Here is a 16,433-nt window from a genome sequence, read left to right as displayed (position 1 = left end):
CGATTCTTACTCATTTCTGATTGCCGCAAGAGGACTTAACTTCATCGCCCTTCTCGCAGGGAAATATCCTGCTGCCGTTCCGACAAGCATCGCAAATCCAAGTGAGATCAAAACCAGCCACGGCGGAATATACGAGATCCTTCCTGCCAACATCCCCATTTCACTTCCCTGCACAAGTACATTAATGGCTGCCGACATAAGAAAACTCAAAAGATTGCCGATCACACCGCCTGCAAGCCCGATAAATGCCGCTTCCAAAAGGAACATCTGGCGGATATTCCCAAGACTGCATCCGATTACTTTCATAACGCCGATCTCCTTCGTCCGCTCATAAATAGACATCATCATCGTATTTGCGATTCCGATTGCCGCAACGAAAAGGGAAACTGCACCGATTCCTCCAAGTACCGCCTGTACCATTGCAAACTGTTTTTTCATACTGTCAATATATTCGATATTCGACGACACATTATATCCCATTGCACGAATCATATCCGAAACGAGTTCTACGTTTTCCATATCGTCCGCCTGTACCCTTGCCGACGAATAAACAAACTTACTGTAAGGCTTTCCGCTCTTTGTCGTCGGCTGTCCCGGGATTGCCCTTCCCCGAAATTCCTTTTCAAGATACGTTCTCAGCTTATCGATATCACAAAATGTCATATACGAATTAACCGTATATGTATCCGGTCCGCCTTTTAATACACCGCTGGCAGACACAACATGTTTTTTCGGAGGCGTTTTTGCCGACGCGGTTCCGCCTTCCCCTCCGCTTTGCACATCTCCGCCTCCAAAATCAGCGGCAGCGCCTTGCGACTGATAATATCCGTCCTGATCGAGGATCAGAAAAACCGAGTCTTTGTTCAGATCAATATCAGGAAGTTCTCCTGAATCCCAATATCCGCTGCCCGATGCTTTATCATAAAAATTCGTAATAACCGTATTGCCATACACAAGTTCTAACTGCGCGCTGTTCGGATCCGGCAGTTTCCCGCCTTCTTCCAATTCCAGATTCAGAGCCTTCAGACCTTCGGGAGTCATTCCTGTCAGTTCAAGATAGCCTTCATACTTTCCTTTAAGCGCGATCGCCGAGACACTCAAAACCGGCTCCGCACTCTTTACATGATCTATGTTTTTCAGCTCTTTGATCACATCATCGGTAATATATTTCTGCGACTCCTCATCAGAAGACATTCCCGAATATCCGTACATCATTCCTCCGGAATCTTTCCCTGTCACTGTAATACTTGTCGTTCCTCCGCTTTGCTCCACTTCCTCGTACATCGACTGCTGAAGTCCCAAACCGAGCGAGATCATAACTACGATGGATGCCGTTCCGATCACAACGCCGAGGATCGTAAGAAACGTCCTTAATTTTCTGCGCCGCAGACTGCTAATGCTCATCCTCAGCAGATCGCTCCACCTCATCAAACAATTCCTCCTCTTCTGCTTCCAGTCGTTTTGCCTTTTTCCGCTTCATAATAAAGGTCACCGCCACAGCCGCAGCAATAATCACAATAACCGCAGCAGCTAAGATCCAGCCGATTGAAAGTCCGCCCTGTTCTTCCGGAATATTCATCATAGCATCCATATCGCCGGAATCTGACATCGGCATAACGATCAGTTCAAACTTCTCCTCAGCTGTCGATACATTGCCCGCGTCATCTTCATAAGTCAAAATCAATTTACATTCCGTATTATCCGTTGTCTCATTCACTGCCGTCACAATGGCGTCGATCATTCCTGTAGCGCCGGAATCAAGATTGCCGATAAACTGTTCGTCTGATTCGATCATCTCTCCTTCAAACCGGGCTTTCACATTGTACATCTTTACTCTTCCAAGATTATACAGACTGCAGGAAATATTCGCTTCCTCGCCGACTGCAACCGCTTCCGGTGCAATCTCAATCTTGCTGAACTCAAACCGCGCTTCCTGTACTACCGGAATCGCGAGACTCGACTGTGCTTCATACTGCGCCGCGCTGCTGTCTTCGTATTTCATAGACATACTGATACTGTACGGCTTCTTCACAAGATCTGCTCGAGCATTCAGATCGATCGATATATCGCTTGTTCCTCCTGCCGCAATCCCGTCAAGATAAATAGAACTTGACCCTGACGCCGGAAGAAATGCCGGAGCTTCCGCCGCGCCTTCCGATCCTGAAGACGGCGCCTGCATATCAAAAAGCATATTTGAGACAGCCGTTCTGGATGAAGTATTCTTCAAATGAACGATCAGTTTAAAATTACTTCCTGCATGAACTTCCGCCGGTTCTGTCTCAAATCCGGTTACGATCACTCTTGGAACTGAACTGCTCCCCGCATCTGCACCACCTGATGAACCGCCTGTCATAACCGGATCGCTTGTGTATACTCCGCCGAAAACATCCGCCCCGGCGTCTCCGCCTGACGGGTTTGTATCTGTCCCATTACCGCCTGTCAACGATCCGTTTCCGCCATTGTCCCCGTTGCTGCCTGTTCCTTCTGACGGCTTCTCTTTCGCAGTTGTCTTTACGAATACATATTTCTCTGTCTCATATAATTTTTCTCCGTCGTCGTAGGTGATCTTAAATTCCAGCTTATAGGACTTTCCGGTCACATCTTCTCTTACAACAAGCGGTTTTTCCTTACTTCCCCATACTGCCGCAGTCTGCTCTCCGCTCTTGATCACAGACAGATTTTTCAAATAATTCAACTGATCCATCTCAAACGGCCAATCAGACGCATTCTCGATATTCGGCTCGATCCGAACGTTCTGCGCGTCTACGTTTCCGCTGTTTTTCACATTGATCCTCAGCTCAGATACCTTTTGTCCTGCCTTAAACACAGGCGCCTCCTGCTCATCTCCTATACTGATCTGTATATAGGCAAATTCTTTCTTCGCCCCGGCAGAATTTTCCTCCGCAAATGCCACAAGCGGCGCAAGCATCGATAACACAAACACCATACATAAAATTCCGATGCCGATCCGTTTTAAAATCATCCCTCTATGACTTCTCATCTTCCTGTTTCCTCCTGTTTTCTGTAATATGTACGATCTTCCCGTCAATAATCTCCAAGACACGGTCTGCATATTCTGCCTGACTCCGGTCATGAGTAACCATAACAAGCGTTCTTTTCTGCTCTCTTACAAGCTTTTGCATCAGCCTCATCACATCTTCAGAAGTATGCGAATCCAGCGCTCCGGTAGGTTCGTCGGCAAAAATAATTTTCGGATCATTCACAAGCGCCCTTGCCACGCTGACTCTTTGCTGCTGCCCGCCTGATAACTGATTAGGCAGATGCTTTTTATGTTTTTCCAAACTTACAAGATCCAGCATACGGTCCGCCTTTTTCATACGTTCCTTCCGCGGTTCTCCCCGAAACGTAAGAGGAAGCGCCACATTTTCCAACGCATTCATCGTCCCCATCAAATGGAAAGACTGGAAAATAAATCCAACATTTTCCCTGCGAAACTTTACAAGTTCATTTTCTTTCATCTGCTCGATATGCTGACCTGCCACGATCACTTCTCCCCGTGTCGGTTTTTCCAATCCTGCAAGCATATTAAGAAGCGTTGACTTCCCGGAACCGGACGTTCCGACGATCGCGCAAAACTCCCCTTCACATATCGAAAAATCCACACCGTCCAGCGCGCGGACAACGGAATCCCCGACGCGGTACAGTTTATACAGATTTTTCACCCTGATAATCTCCCTCACAGTCTCCTCCTTCTGTCTGTTTGTTTCTTTCAAGCAATACTGCATTGTTGTTTGTATCGTATCATATGTTTTGTTAGATTTCGCTATGTATTTTATGAATAATTTCTTAAAATCACACTCCTGCAATTACCGGAAGTGCCAAAAGGCTCATTTCGGGATTGTAAGCGGTCACCCAGGTCTCGGTCAATCCCGGCTTTTGGCTCGTCGTCATTGCAAAAAAAGACCGGAAACGTTCTCCGATCTTTCTTTCAGGTCTCTATTCAATCTGCCAGTCAATCGGCGTTTCACCGTGTGACTTTAAAAATTCATTTGTCTTGCTAAAAGGTCTGCTTCCGAAAAATCCGCGGTACGCCGACAAAGGACTCGGGTGCGGCGCTGTCAATATCAAATGCTGCGGATTATTCAGCATTGACTTTTTTCTCTGTGCCGGAGCGCCCCAAAGAATAAATACAATCGGACGGTTCTGCGTATTTAACGCCATGATCGCCGCATCTGTAAACTCTTCCCAGCCAATTCCTCTGTGCGAATTTGCCTGATGCGCCCGGACAGTCAGCACAGTATTGAGCATAAGAACTCCTTGCTGCGCCCACTTTGTAAGACACCCGTGATTCGGAACAGCACAGCCGAGATCATCGTGCAGTTCCTTATAAATATTAACAAGAGAAGGAGGGACATCCACCCCTTTTTTCACCGAAAAACAAAGTCCATGCGCCTGTCCGTTATTATGATAAGGATCTTGTCCGAGTATTACTACTTTCACCGACTTTAACGGAGTCAGATGAAATGCATTAAATAAATCCTCCGCAGGCGGAAAAATTAATTGTGTTCTGTATTCTTCATTTACCGTCTGAAATAATTTCCTGTAATACGGTTTTGCAAACTCGCCTTTCAGTGCTTCATACCAGTCCCCGCTTATGCCTGACATTTTCTTCACCCTTTCTGCCGTTCTTATCTTTCCTGCTTTTTGATACAGTTTTTCTAATGTCTTTTTTATCTTTCTCTAAATCTTCCCTAAGATCAAAGTCTTACAGAAACGCCCTCTCCAGCAAGATATTCTTTTACCTGCCTGATCTCCAGCTCTTTATAGTGAAACAATGATGCCGCCAGAGCCGCATCCGCCTTTCCTTCTGTAAGGGCATCCTTAAAATGTTCCAGTTTTCCGGCTCCTCCTGACGCGATAACCGGGATTGACACACTTTCTGCGATTGCCTTTGTCAACTCCAGATCATAACCAGCCTTCGTTCCGTCACAGTCCATACTCGTAAGTAGAATTTCTCCCGCTCCAAGACGTTCCACTTTCTGCGCCCATTCTACGGCGTCGATTCCCACATCGACGCGCCCGCCGTTTTTATAAATATTCCACCCCGATCCGTCCTGTCGCTTCTTCGCATCGATTGCCACGACAACACATTGACTGCCGAATTTATCCGCGGCGTCACGAATCAGTTCCGGCGTATTAATCGCCGAAGAATTAATCGAGATCTTATCCGCGCCTTCCCTTAACAGCGCCCGAAAATCGTCTACCGTACGGATGCCTCCGCCGACAGTAAACGGGATAAACACACATTCCGCTACTTTCCGCACCATATCAACCACCGTCCCCCTCTGATCAGAGGACGCCGTAATATCAAGAAATACAAGTTCATCCGCTCCCGCCGCATCGTAAGCTTTCGCGATCTCCACCGGATCTCCGGCATCTTTCAGATCTACAAAGTTGACCCCTTTTACAACTCGTCCGTCTTTCACATCCAAACAAGGAATAATTCTCTTTGTAAACATCTCATTCTCCTTATAATTCCACGAAATTTTTCAGTATCTGAAGCCCTACTTTACTGCTCTTTTCAGGATGGAACTGACACGCAAACACATTGCCCTGCTCCACCGACGCATGAATATGCGTTCCATATTCTGCAGAAGCTCTCACGATCTTTTCATCTTCTGCCATTAAATAATAAGAATGCACAAAATAAACATACGGATTCTCTGAGATCCCCTTAAAGAGCCTTCCCTCGTTTTCCAGGTGCAATGAATTCCATCCCATATGAGGAATCTTCAATCCTTCTGTTTTCGGAATCCTGCATATTTTCCCTTTCAAAATACCAAGACCTTCCACTCCCGGCGCTTCTTCGCTTTTTTCAAATAAAACTTGAAGACCAAGACAGATCCCTAGAAACGGGATCTGAAGCTTTACCGCCTCACGGATTACCCGATCAAGCTCTCTTTTTCTTAAATTTTCCATTGCATCTCCAAAAGCTCCCACACCGGGCAAAACAATCTTATCCGCTCCTAATATCACTTCCCTGTCAGAGGTAACCGTTACATCCTGCCCAAGACTTAAGAGCGCTTTTTCCACACTTTTAATATTTCCTGCATCATAATCGATAATTGCGATCATTGTCTTTTTCTCCTACTCTGCTCTTTTCTTTTATTCTACGTTCATTTCTATGATTTTTGCTTTCCTGTTTTTACAACAGGAACCGGTGTATGATCTGCCGCGTCCAGATCCTTAATATATTTCTTTGTCTCCTTTACGATCATCGGAGAGAGAAGCAGCACTGCGATCAGGTTCGGGATCGCCATCAGCGCGTTTAAAATATCAGCAACCTTCCACACAAGATCAAGAGCAAGCACCGGAGCTGCAAGCAGCACCGCCACATAAAGGATCCGATACGGCAGAAGACCTGCCTTTCCCGCGAAATATTCCACACATCTTTCCCCGTAATATGCCCAGCCTAAGATTGTAGAATAGGCAAATGATATGATCCCGACAACAAGGATCAAAGAGCCGAAAAACGGGATCTGACCGAACGCCATCGTCGTCAGCTCTCCTCCGTTTACAGCTTCATCTACATTGATCGCCGGATTTTTCATAATTGTTGTCACAAGCACAAGTCCTGTCATCAGGCAGACAACAACCGTATCCCAAAAAGTTCCTGTAGAAGAGACAAGCGCCTGACGAACCGGATTCTTTGTCTTTGCCGCTGCCGCTGCAATCGGTGCCGAACCTAAGCCCGATTCGTTTGAGAAAAGTCCTCTTGCGACTCCGTACTGGATTGCGTACCGGATTCCGCCGCCAACCAGTCCGCCTGCTGCCGCACCTTTTGTAAAAGCAAGCCGACAGATCGTTGTAACTGCCGGAATGATATAATCGTAATTGATAAGCAATATGATCACACATCCGATCACATAAAAGGCCGCCATGAACGGAACAAGTTTCTCACATACTTTTGCAATACTTTTAATTCCTCCGAAAATAACAACGGCTGTCATTCCTGCTACGATCACGCCCACAACAAGCGGATCGATCCCCAGATTCTTATTGCATACTTCCGCGATTGCATTTACCTGAGTGGCACAACCGATTCCAAAGGAAGCAAATCCTGCTAAAAACGCAAACACTAAACCGAGCCATCTCATATTCAGCCCCCGCTCCAAAGCATACATTGCACCGCCCTGCATTCGTCCGTCTTCTGTTTTCACTCTGTATTTTACTGCTATAAGCGATTCTGCATATTTCGTTGCAATCCCAAAAACGCCTGTGATCCAGCACCAAAATACCGCTCCCGGACCGCCTAAGGCAATCGCTGTTCCAACACCGATAATATTGCCAGTCCCGATCGTCGATGCAAGCGCCGTTGTAAGCGCCCCGAACTGGCTGACTTCTCCATCCGCCCCTTCTTCTTTTGCTACCGAAAGCGGAATTCCTTTTGTGATCGTCTTCCTCTGAATAAATCCTGTCCGTACGGTAAGGAATAAATGTGTTCCCAACAAAAGCGCGATCATTCCCCAGCCCCACACAAAATCATCTACTGACTGAATCACCCCGTAGATCCTATCATACATATCCGGCTCCTCCTCTTCTCTCTTTCCCACTGTTTTTCTCTGCGAAAAGGGCATACGATATGCCGACCGCTGACAGCCGGCATGCCGTATGCCCTCTAACGCAACCATTCCTGAACTATTAGTTGCATTTTAGCACATTTACGCGCTAACGTAAAGCATTGAACTTACAGGATTCCATATCAATTTTATGCTTTTGCATCTAATTCAAACCAAAAAGCAACCCCGTTATCAAAGTTTTCTACGCCATAATTTTGATGGAAAGATTCCATGATCGCTTTCACAATAGAAAGACCGATCCCATTACCGCCATATTCTCTTGTATGCGCTTTATCTACTTTATAGAACTTATCCCACAACTTCGGAATATCTTCTTCCGGAATCGGATTTCCGCTGTTAAACACCGTTATACGAACTTTTCCATCCATATCGGCGATCCGCACCTCAATCCTCTTCTCATTGCCCGCATGATGGATCGCGTTCGTAAGATAATTCCGCACTACCTGCTCGGTCTTAAACTCATCTGCCCAGACGCAGATACTTTCGTCCGAAATAAAATCTACCGTTGCCCCTGCCTGCTGAACGAGAATCTCACAGCTTGCAATAACACCTTTCACAAGCCGGACAATATCAAACCGCTCAAACTGTACTTCATCAGCCCCAAACTCCAGTTGATTCAACGTCAGAAGGTTTTTCACCATAAGATTCATTTTTGCCGCCTCGTCCATAATCACATCGCAGTAAAATTCACGACTTTCCGAATCGTCGTTGATCCCTTCTTTTAAGCCTTCCGCATATCCCTGAATAAGCGCGATCGGAGTCTTTAATTCATGAGAAACATTGCCGAGGAACTCATTTCTCATATCCTCGATCTTCTCCTTCTGTTCAATATCTTTCTGAAGCCGATTATTGGCCTGTTTCAGTTCAGATACTGTTTTTTCCAATCGCTCCGACATTTTATTGAAGTTATTTCCAAGAACGCCGATCTCATCCTGACCGCCGCCTGTATATTTGGCGTCAAAATTCAGATTTGCCATCTCTTGCGACAGACATGTAAGTTCCATGATCGGTTTTGTAATGCTGCGCGAAAGCATCCAGACGAGCAGACCTCCAAGCAGCATTCCAATACATCCCAGATAAATCAAGAAACGATTGGCAAGAGACGCGCTTTCCGTAATACTTGCATACGGACACTGCATGATAAACCATGAACCGTCCGAAAATCTTCCCCACATCTTCAGATATTCGACATCTTTTTGTACTTTACTGTTTCTGTCTCTGTAAATTGTATAATTTTCCGTTCTCCTGAGCACATTGGCGTTATTAACGCCCTCCATTCCGAACAGACCGCTGAACATTTCTTTCAAACGGGGATCGTCATCTCCAAGTGTGGCAAGAATCGCATTTCCTCCTGCATCCACCACAACAAGATCAACGTTTGCTCTCTCGATCCGCGTCAGAATATCTCTGACCGCATCGGAATCTTCCAAGCTTCCGGATTCTAATTTTGTATTGACGTCATTATAGGTGCGGATCAGATCATCCGCTTTATGAGAAAGATAATAGTTCCCCAAAAATGCATTATTTATAATAAGGACCAACCCTAAAATAAGGCTGAACAATCCGATGAAAATTGCCGCCATCTGACGTCTGATCGAATATTTTATCATATCTGCATTCCTCCGGTCAGCCAACTTCAAACTTATATCCCATTCCCCATATCGTCTTAATATACTCTCCTTTATCGCCTAATTTACTGCGAAGTTTTTTCACATGGGTATCGATCGTTCTTGCGTCACCAAAATAATCATAGTTCCACACATTGTTCAATATTTTTTCTCTTGAAAGGGCAATCCCCTGATTTTCCACAAAATATGACAGCAGTTCAAACTCCTTATAACTTAAATCGATCACCTTATCGTTTATCTTCACGATATGCGCCGCCTTATCGATTGTAATATCACCTGCAGCTACGATATCGTCTGCCGTGCCTCCCAGTGTTCTTCTTAAGATCGCGTTGACCCTCGCCACAAGGATCTTCGGACTGAAAGGTTTGGATATATACTCGTCCACACCAAGTTGAAAGCCTTGCAGTTCATCCCGCTCTTCTGATCTTGCCGTCAGCATAATGATCGGTACTTTCGAAGTTTCTCTGATCTCTCTGCACACCTGCCATCCGTCCATTTTGGGCATCATTACATCCAGTATCACAAGAGCAATGTCCTTATCTGCATAAAAAACGTCCATTGCTTCCATACCGTCCCCTGCCTCAAGTACAACATACCCTTCCCGTGCAAGAAAATCTTTCACAAGCTTGCGCATCCTGCTCTCATCATCTACAACAAGCACTTTTATATTTTCCACAATACACACCTCTCATAATAACATTTCTCAAAACATTTCCTGCTTTTCCCAAAAAATGCAATCCTTTTTCCAAAAATCCTCTCTCTGAAAAACACGCTGCATTTCGGGTACTTTCAGACTATCACAGAAATATGTCAATCTTGTGAATTTCCCTCTTTTTTTCCAATATTCCCCCTTTCCCGCCTTCCTTTTCCCCTGTGCGCCTTTTGTTTTCCTCTTATGCATAACTGCCAATTTCCCCTTACACATAACTGCCGGTTTTCCCTTACGTTTCACTTGAAAAACATACCTTTTAGTGCTATTATTTTTAAAGTTTGTAAAAAGGACATTTTATGCGAAATAAATACAATATTTTTACTTTAAGGAGATTTTGACATGGGACTTACAGAACTGTTTCTCTTAGCTGTCGGCCTTTCAATGGACGCATTCGCGGTCGCTGTCTGTAAAGGACTCGCAATGTCGAAAATCACCCCGAAAAAAATCGCCGTTGTCGGACTGTGGTTCGGGGGATTTCAAGCGCTGATGCCTGCCGCCGGCTATTTTCTCGGCATCCGGTTCAAGGACAGTATTACCGCTGTCGATCACTGGATCGCCTTCATTTTACTTTCCTTAATCGGAATCAATATGATCCGGGAGGCGTTCTCCGATGACGAAGACTCTTCCAATGATCTGCTGGATTTCAAGACAATGCTTCCTTTAGCTGTGGCAACAAGCATCGATGCTCTGGCCGTAGGAATCACGTTTGCCTTTTTAAATGTACATATCATGGCAGCGGTTTCATTTATCGGAATAGTGACGTTCGTTATTGCAGCAGCAGGCGTAAAAATCGGAAACATATTCGGAACAAAATACAAATCAAAAGCCGAGATCGCAGGCGGCATCATCCTGATCCTTCTCGGAGTAAAAATCCTGCTTGAACATCTCGGCTTCTTTTAATCCGGTATCAGAAGATCCAGATCTCATCACGCGATACTACAAAAATCGTCACATCAGGGAGAAATATATTATTATGGAAAAGAAAAATACATTTATGCAGACAAAACCTGTCTTTTCACTTCTAATCTCCATGTCTGTGCCTATGATGCTGTCCATGCTCATTCAGTCTCTTTATAATATTGTAGACAGTATCTACGTTTCCCGACTCGGCACAGACGCTCTGACAGCTGTCTCACTCGCCTACCCGCTTCAAAACGCGATCTTATCTGCGGCAGTCGGAATCGGCGTCGGCATCAGCTCTGCCATCTCCATTCATTTGGGAGCCGGAAATCACGAGAAAGCAGATCGGGCGGCAACCCTCGGAATTGCGCTCACCTTCTTTCACTGCATCTTTTTTATTATTGCAGGACTGACAATCTCCGAACCGTTTTTAAAACTTTTCACACATAATCCGAAAATATTGACCGATGCATCGGCGTATACCCGTATCGTACTTTGTCTGTCCTTCGGTTCGCTTTTTCAAATTGCATTCGAAAAGATTTTTCAGGGAATCGGAGAAATGAAAATCACAATGTACCTTCTTATCGCAGGATGTGTCATCAACATCATCCTTGATCCGATTCTGATCTTCGGGTTACTTGGTTTTCCGGCTCTCGGAGTTGCCGGAGCCGCGATTGCCACAGTCATCGGACAGATCAGCGCTTTTCTTTTATATATCATTGTCTATAAGAGAAAGAGCTACGCCGTACACATTCATCCACGATACCTTGTATTTGACAAAGCGATCATCCGGCAAATTTACAGCGTAGGAGTTCCATCCACTGTCATGATGCTCCTCCCCTCGATTCTGATCAGCATATTAAACAGTATTCTGACCGCATTTTCTGATGTTTATGTTGCAGTTTTGGGCGTTTACTTCAAACTTCAGACTTTCATCTATATGCCCGCAAACGGAATCGTTCAGGGAATGCGTCCGATCATCGGCTATAATTATGGCGCCGGCGAAAATTCCCGTGTAAAATCAACCATTCGATACAGCCTTCTTACCGCTGCCGGACTGATGCTCATAGGAACTGTTCTCGCCTTAGTCCTTCCAAAGCAGATCCTTGCCCTGTTTGACGCGGATACTGCTTTAATGACTGCCGGAATCACTGCGCTTCGCATCATCAGTCTTGGATTTTTGATCTCTTCGATCGGACTGATCTATTCCGGCGTATTTGAAGCAATGGGAAATGGACGCAATTCTCTGATCATCTCCCTTCTCCGCCAATTTGCCGTGACGATCCCACTCAGTTTTCTCCTCTCCCGTTTTCTCGGTCCCGCAGGAGTATGGATCGCATTTCCCGTCGGAGAACTGTGCGCCTCGATTGCCGCATTCTTCTTATTAAAGAAATACCAAAACGGAGCATTCTCGCCTTTTTGACGGAATGCTCCGTTTATATAATCAACATCCCTTCACAAAACATTTCATTTACTGAAAGGAGAGTCTCCCATGAAACACTCTTTGCAAATGTCTGAAACAATCCGTATAGGTATCGTTCTTGCCTTATCCGGCGGGTTTATGGATGCCTATTCTTATATCGAGCGAGGAAACGTATTTGCCAACGCCCAAACCGGAAATATGCTTCTCTTTGGCGTAAATCTCGCAGAAGGGAATTATTCTGCCATGCTGAATTATCTTTTCCCTGTACTTGCCTTTGCACTCGGTATTTTCCTTGCAGATACAGTGCGCTGTCTTAATACCCACCTTCACTGGAGACAGCTTTCTGTCCTGTTTGAAGCCATAATCTTAATAAGCGTTGCATTCTTTCCCCACTCTATGAATCTTTTGGCAAACACACTCACTTCCTTCGCCTGCGGCATTCAAGTCGAAAGTTTCAGGAAGATCCGAGGAAGAGGCGTCGCTACAACGATGTGTATCGGAAACCTGCGAAGCGGAACTGAGAATCTCCACCGTTTCCTCCGCACCCATGACCGGAAGTCATTATACGGAACATTCCTGTTCTACGGCATTATCCTCTGCTTTATAACAGGAGCCGTCCTCGGAAACTTCGTGATCAAATTTTTCCATGAGAAAGCGATCCTCGTATGCTCAGCACTTTTATTTGCCGCATTCCTTATGATGTTTGTCAACAGAGAACATAAATAATTTTTAAAACAACGCACCCTTTTTAACTCTAATGACTTATTTATAAGAACACTGACTCCAATCGCATGAATTAAACTATTTCCACCCATTATCATGACCTCCTGTGCTAATTATCTGTAGTTTTATAAATCTGCTTTTATAATGGCACAGGAGGTTCTATTTCATATAAAAAAGCCGCAATCCCTGATTTATCAAGAATTGCGACCTTATGACTGCGGATGACAGGAGTTAGTACGTCTGTTTTTATCTATTATATATCCGGTTTTTCACTATTTCTACACTTGAAATTTTGCATAGTATATCACATTTTTGCTTTGTATACACATTTTCAGTATCATTTCAGTATCACCGAAAAAACCTGAACTTCCCCGATCCGGTAGGTCAAGCGGTTCAATTTTGCGCCGCTTCTTTTATGACGAGCCGCCCGCCTGATCGCCTTTCCCGCTGTCGGATCGTAATGCCCTTCATGATTCTTCATCTCATTGCCGCCTTTTCTTCCTCTATCCATTTTAACACTCCCCTTTCTTTTTCCGTCCATCTAATAGCATCTCTTTCCACTTCACTCGTCCATGTCTCATTGAACCACCGTACACCTACATGATGGATCTGTGACGCGCTCAGGTATTCCTCATGATATGCTCTAAATCTCTTCGCTCTGGACGGTATGCGCAACTTCTTAAAAGCTTTTTGCTCCAGACTCCGCGCCTGATTCATATCGACGCCCAAGCGTTCCCCCATTTCCTTATAAGTCAACCCGCTCTCATATCTTAAACGAATGGCAGCAGGTAACCTATCCGGGAGCTGATCCACGGCAAGCCACAGTTCACGCCTCATGCGTTCGTGATCTATACGCCGGATCGCATCCCTCTCTAAGTCCTCATCTGATGCAATGGTATCACCTAGACAGATATCTCCATCCATTCCCGTCAGCTCCTCGCTCAAACTTCTGATGTGGCCTGTTTCCGTTGCTTTTCTTATCAAGGCTAGTTTATCTTGATCAACATGTAAAAACGCGCACAGCTCGCGATCAGAAGGGGAACAGCCGTGGTACTTCGTGTATTCTCGGACAAGTTTCTTGTATTGTAGCGCTTCATCTGCTGCCGATCGTGACAACTTCACCGGGCGGTTATTCTCCACACATGCCCGCAAATTCTTCTGTATGTAAAATGCTGCATAACCAATAAATGACATCCCGCGCCCCTCGTCATAGTGTGGAATCGCTTCATACAGACCTAGAAATCCCTCTTGCTCCAAGTCCTCCATCTCTGCCCCGCCGGAATACTTCCGGGCAAGTGTTGCTATAAAAGCTTTATTCTGTTTCCAAAGCTGCAGAAGATTTTCCGCCCGATCTGTGCCCGATCGAATCAGGTTCACAAGTGTTTCGTTTGTTTTGCTGTTCTCTTCCATGTCCACACCGCCTTTACCAAAAAACACCCCAGACGCAAGGGAAAAATCGCCCGGGGTATCTTTATCAAATTATTAGACTACGCCTTATCGCGCTGCCATCATTTCTATAACGAAATTAGTTTTGCAATCCCATCGCTGCCCGCACCTGCATCGTTACGATTTCTTGGTAACTTGCTCCGAGATCCTTATCTGATTCTGTCAGCTCTTCGCCGCAGGCTTCTGCGATTTTAAGAATATCGCCTTTAAACTCTGGAATCATTAGAATACTCTCCGGAAAATTGATATCTAATGCTATTAGTCTATTCTGCAGTCTTTCTGCCTCTGTTTCTGTGTTGAACACCATTTCATTCAAGGTGTCCTTATTAGCTCCCTTTGCCACCTCTACAAGTGCAAGAAGTGCCTGGCGATTTCCAAGAAATTTCCCAGCAATTCCTACGATTGTCTCATAAGGCAACTGATTTTCTGCTGCAGATAATAAAGCAATACAGGAAGAGAATTCCGGATCAGAGAAATCATAGATATTATCATTCTCCCGCATAACTTTCACCATAGCCTCGAAATGCCCCTGCAGATTATCAAATTCTTTCCTTGCACTTGCCGCCAATCGTTCCTTAATCCCCTTGATCTGAGCGTCCTTATGCTCTCTTGACCAAATAATATTCCCCTCTATTCCTGCTACTTCTTGGTCATTTTCCATATAAAGTGATACAAGATTCTTTAAATCTCCCATCATATTAACCGCCTGTTCTCTTACTGCCTTTGTGTTAATCTTACTCATACTATTGTCCTTTCTCCTTTTACTCTCTCAACTTATCTGCTGCGCCGAACATATCGCCCGCCATACTAAGCACATAGTCAGCAATTCCAAAACCATTATCATTAGCGATCCAGCTTTTACATTCTTTATACAATTTGCTGGCAAGCCTTCTTTTTTCTTCATCGCTCATAAAACGGCAAACCAATATTTTTCCGAGCGGATCTGTTGAATTTTCGCTGTCTGCTTTCCCCCTCTTGCTTGCATATCCAGAAAGTATACGCTCCATAGATCTGTTACCTTCATATTTATCCTGCAAAACATCAAATTCCTCTTGATTCAAGGTGTATAACTCACTTTCAAGCAAAATAATATCCGACTTGTCAATATCCGCCCCGGTAATTGATTTCGCTTTCTTATCCAATCTCTCAAGATACGAATGATACACCTCTTCCAATTCCTCCAAAGCCAATCCTTTTGAATCCTCAATCTTCTCCATGAGTTTTTTCGCCTGTTCCTGCTGATAATTATTTTTAGGCCCACTATATTGCTCTTCGTACTTTTCAAGCAATGGCTGCGCTCTGTCAACATAATTTACCAGTACTTTATTCAACTGTTTTCTATATTTGCTTTGTCCCATTTTTTATCTCTCCTTTTCAATTACTCCACTACTACATTGATTGCCTTGTTGCCTTTGTCCGTCGGTTCAACCTGATAGCTGACTCTCTGGCCAACTTCCAAATTGCGGAATCCTTTCATCAGAATATCGCTCTGATGTACGAAGATATCCGCCCCAGCGTCTCCGGCAATAAAGCCGTACCCCTTGACTGGATCAAACCACTTCACCACTCCATGCTGCATACTTGCACTACTCCTTTCTTACCTCTTCCCACGCAAGCAAAAAAGGCGTAAGATCAACTCTTAGACACTCTTGTCTGTAAGTCATTCCCACGCCTTATGGCTTCCAACTTCCGTTGGGGTACTTTAATTATTTACTTATTGCAATTATACCATGTCCTCCAAATATTTTCCATCCGTTCTTTTAACTATTCTCATTTGGTTACTGTCAAGTAATCGTTGGCAACTTTCTTTTTGATTTATCTTTTTGTTGAAATAGCATGTTTTGTCCCAATTTAATATCCAGCCATGTACAACAGTCGTTTTCTCTCCCCCTGTATCTTTCCATTTAATCCAACCATATGTCCGATCACCGGATATTCATATCCTTCGTATTATAAAGTAGTAGTGTTTATAGTCCCTCTCCAAGGACTGTATGCTATAC

At 44.7% G+C, this 16,433-nt stretch carries 17 protein-coding genes; 3 read left to right on the top strand and 14 right to left on the bottom strand.

The window, feature by feature from the left end:
• Positions 1–6 precede the first annotated feature (6 nt).
• From RCH61_RS07335 to RCH61_RS07295, 9 genes are all read right to left on the bottom strand, one after another.
• Entirely contained in the window at positions 7–1,428 is a 1,422-nt protein-coding gene (locus tag RCH61_RS07335; RefSeq protein WP_178007024.1) for an ABC transporter permease, read from the bottom strand.
• Complete coding sequence (locus RCH61_RS07330; protein ID WP_306480320.1) at positions 1,394–3,001, bottom strand: COG1361 S-layer family protein; 1,608 nt, start codon at positions 2,999–3,001, stop codon at positions 1,394–1,396. Before RCH61_RS07330 ends, RCH61_RS07335 begins: the two co-directional genes overlap by 35 nt.
• Positions 2,988–3,746, bottom strand: coding sequence for an ABC transporter ATP-binding protein (locus tag RCH61_RS07325; RefSeq protein WP_442920449.1), 759 nt, complete (start codon positions 3,744–3,746; stop codon positions 2,988–2,990). The genes RCH61_RS07330 and RCH61_RS07325 overlap by 14 nt, the downstream gene beginning before the upstream one ends.
• Before the next feature lie 211 nt (positions 3,747–3,957).
• Positions 3,958–4,626: a uracil-DNA glycosylase gene (locus RCH61_RS07320; RefSeq protein WP_306480319.1), complete on the bottom strand. Its 669-nt coding sequence runs from the start codon at positions 4,624–4,626 to the stop codon at positions 3,958–3,960.
• A 92-nt stretch (positions 4,627–4,718) separates the two neighbouring features.
• A complete protein-coding gene (gene hisF, locus RCH61_RS07315; RefSeq protein WP_306480318.1) occupies positions 4,719–5,480 on the bottom strand; it encodes an imidazole glycerol phosphate synthase subunit HisF in 762 nt (253 codons plus the stop codon).
• Between the two features lie 10 nt (positions 5,481–5,490).
• Positions 5,491–6,096 (bottom strand): imidazole glycerol phosphate synthase subunit HisH, encoded by a 606-nt coding sequence (gene hisH / locus RCH61_RS07310; RefSeq protein WP_178006754.1) that lies wholly within the window; start codon positions 6,094–6,096, stop codon positions 5,491–5,493.
• A gap of 47 nt (positions 6,097–6,143) precedes the next feature.
• Complete coding sequence (locus RCH61_RS07305) at positions 6,144–7,544, bottom strand: alanine/glycine:cation symporter family protein (RefSeq protein ID WP_178006756.1); 1,401 nt, start codon at positions 7,542–7,544, stop codon at positions 6,144–6,146.
• Positions 7,545–7,729: 185 nt separating this feature from the next.
• Positions 7,730–9,211 (bottom strand): HAMP domain-containing sensor histidine kinase, encoded by a 1,482-nt coding sequence (locus RCH61_RS07300; RefSeq protein WP_178006758.1) that lies wholly within the window; start codon positions 9,209–9,211, stop codon positions 7,730–7,732.
• A gap of 16 nt (positions 9,212–9,227) precedes the next feature.
• Positions 9,228–9,905: a response regulator transcription factor gene (locus RCH61_RS07295; protein WP_178006760.1), complete on the bottom strand. Its 678-nt coding sequence runs from the start codon at positions 9,903–9,905 to the stop codon at positions 9,228–9,230.
• Between the two features lie 375 nt (positions 9,906–10,280).
• Between RCH61_RS07295 and RCH61_RS07290 the strand changes: the two genes are divergently transcribed.
• From RCH61_RS07290 to RCH61_RS07280, 3 genes are all read left to right on the top strand, one after another.
• A complete protein-coding gene (locus tag RCH61_RS07290) occupies positions 10,281–10,841 on the top strand; it encodes a manganese efflux pump MntP (protein ID WP_178006762.1) in 561 nt (186 codons plus the stop codon).
• A gap of 73 nt (positions 10,842–10,914) precedes the next feature.
• The gene (locus RCH61_RS07285; RefSeq protein ID WP_178006764.1) at positions 10,915–12,264 is read left to right on the top strand and encodes an MATE family efflux transporter; all 1,350 of its coding nucleotides are present in this window, start codon (positions 10,915–10,917) and stop codon (positions 12,262–12,264) included.
• A 69-nt stretch (positions 12,265–12,333) separates the two neighbouring features.
• Entirely contained in the window at positions 12,334–12,990 is a 657-nt protein-coding gene (locus RCH61_RS07280; RefSeq protein ID WP_178006766.1) for a YoaK family protein, read from the top strand.
• Positions 12,991–13,324: 334 nt separating this feature from the next.
• On the opposite strand, the gene RCH61_RS07275 is transcribed toward RCH61_RS07280, so the two are convergent.
• The 5 genes from RCH61_RS07275 to RCH61_RS07255 all read right to left on the bottom strand — a co-directional run bounded on the left by RCH61_RS07275 (position 13,325) and on the right by RCH61_RS07255 (position 16,012).
• Positions 13,325–13,468, bottom strand: coding sequence for a hypothetical protein (locus RCH61_RS07275; RefSeq protein ID WP_178006768.1), 144 nt, complete (start codon positions 13,466–13,468; stop codon positions 13,325–13,327).
• Complete coding sequence (locus tag RCH61_RS07270) at positions 13,465–14,397, bottom strand: sigma-70 family RNA polymerase sigma factor (protein WP_178006770.1); 933 nt, start codon at positions 14,395–14,397, stop codon at positions 13,465–13,467. The genes RCH61_RS07275 and RCH61_RS07270 overlap by 4 nt, the downstream gene beginning before the upstream one ends.
• A 115-nt stretch (positions 14,398–14,512) precedes the next feature.
• Positions 14,513–15,175: a hypothetical protein gene (locus RCH61_RS07265; protein ID WP_178006771.1), complete on the bottom strand. Its 663-nt coding sequence runs from the start codon at positions 15,173–15,175 to the stop codon at positions 14,513–14,515.
• Between the two features lie 19 nt (positions 15,176–15,194).
• The gene (locus tag RCH61_RS07260) at positions 15,195–15,791 is read right to left on the bottom strand and encodes a hypothetical protein (protein ID WP_178006773.1); all 597 of its coding nucleotides are present in this window, start codon (positions 15,789–15,791) and stop codon (positions 15,195–15,197) included.
• A gap of 20 nt (positions 15,792–15,811) precedes the next feature.
• Positions 15,812–16,012, bottom strand: a complete 201-nt coding sequence (locus RCH61_RS07255; RefSeq protein WP_178006775.1) for a cold-shock protein — start codon at positions 16,010–16,012, stop codon at positions 15,812–15,814.
• Positions 16,013–16,433 lie beyond the last annotated feature (421 nt).

This window comes from Mediterraneibacter sp. (assembly GCF_030825015.1).
GTDB lineage: Bacteria > Bacillota > Clostridia > Lachnospirales > Lachnospiraceae > Mediterraneibacter.
Note: the sequence above shows the minus strand (reverse complement) of the source record. Positions and strands in the feature narration are given on the sequence as shown.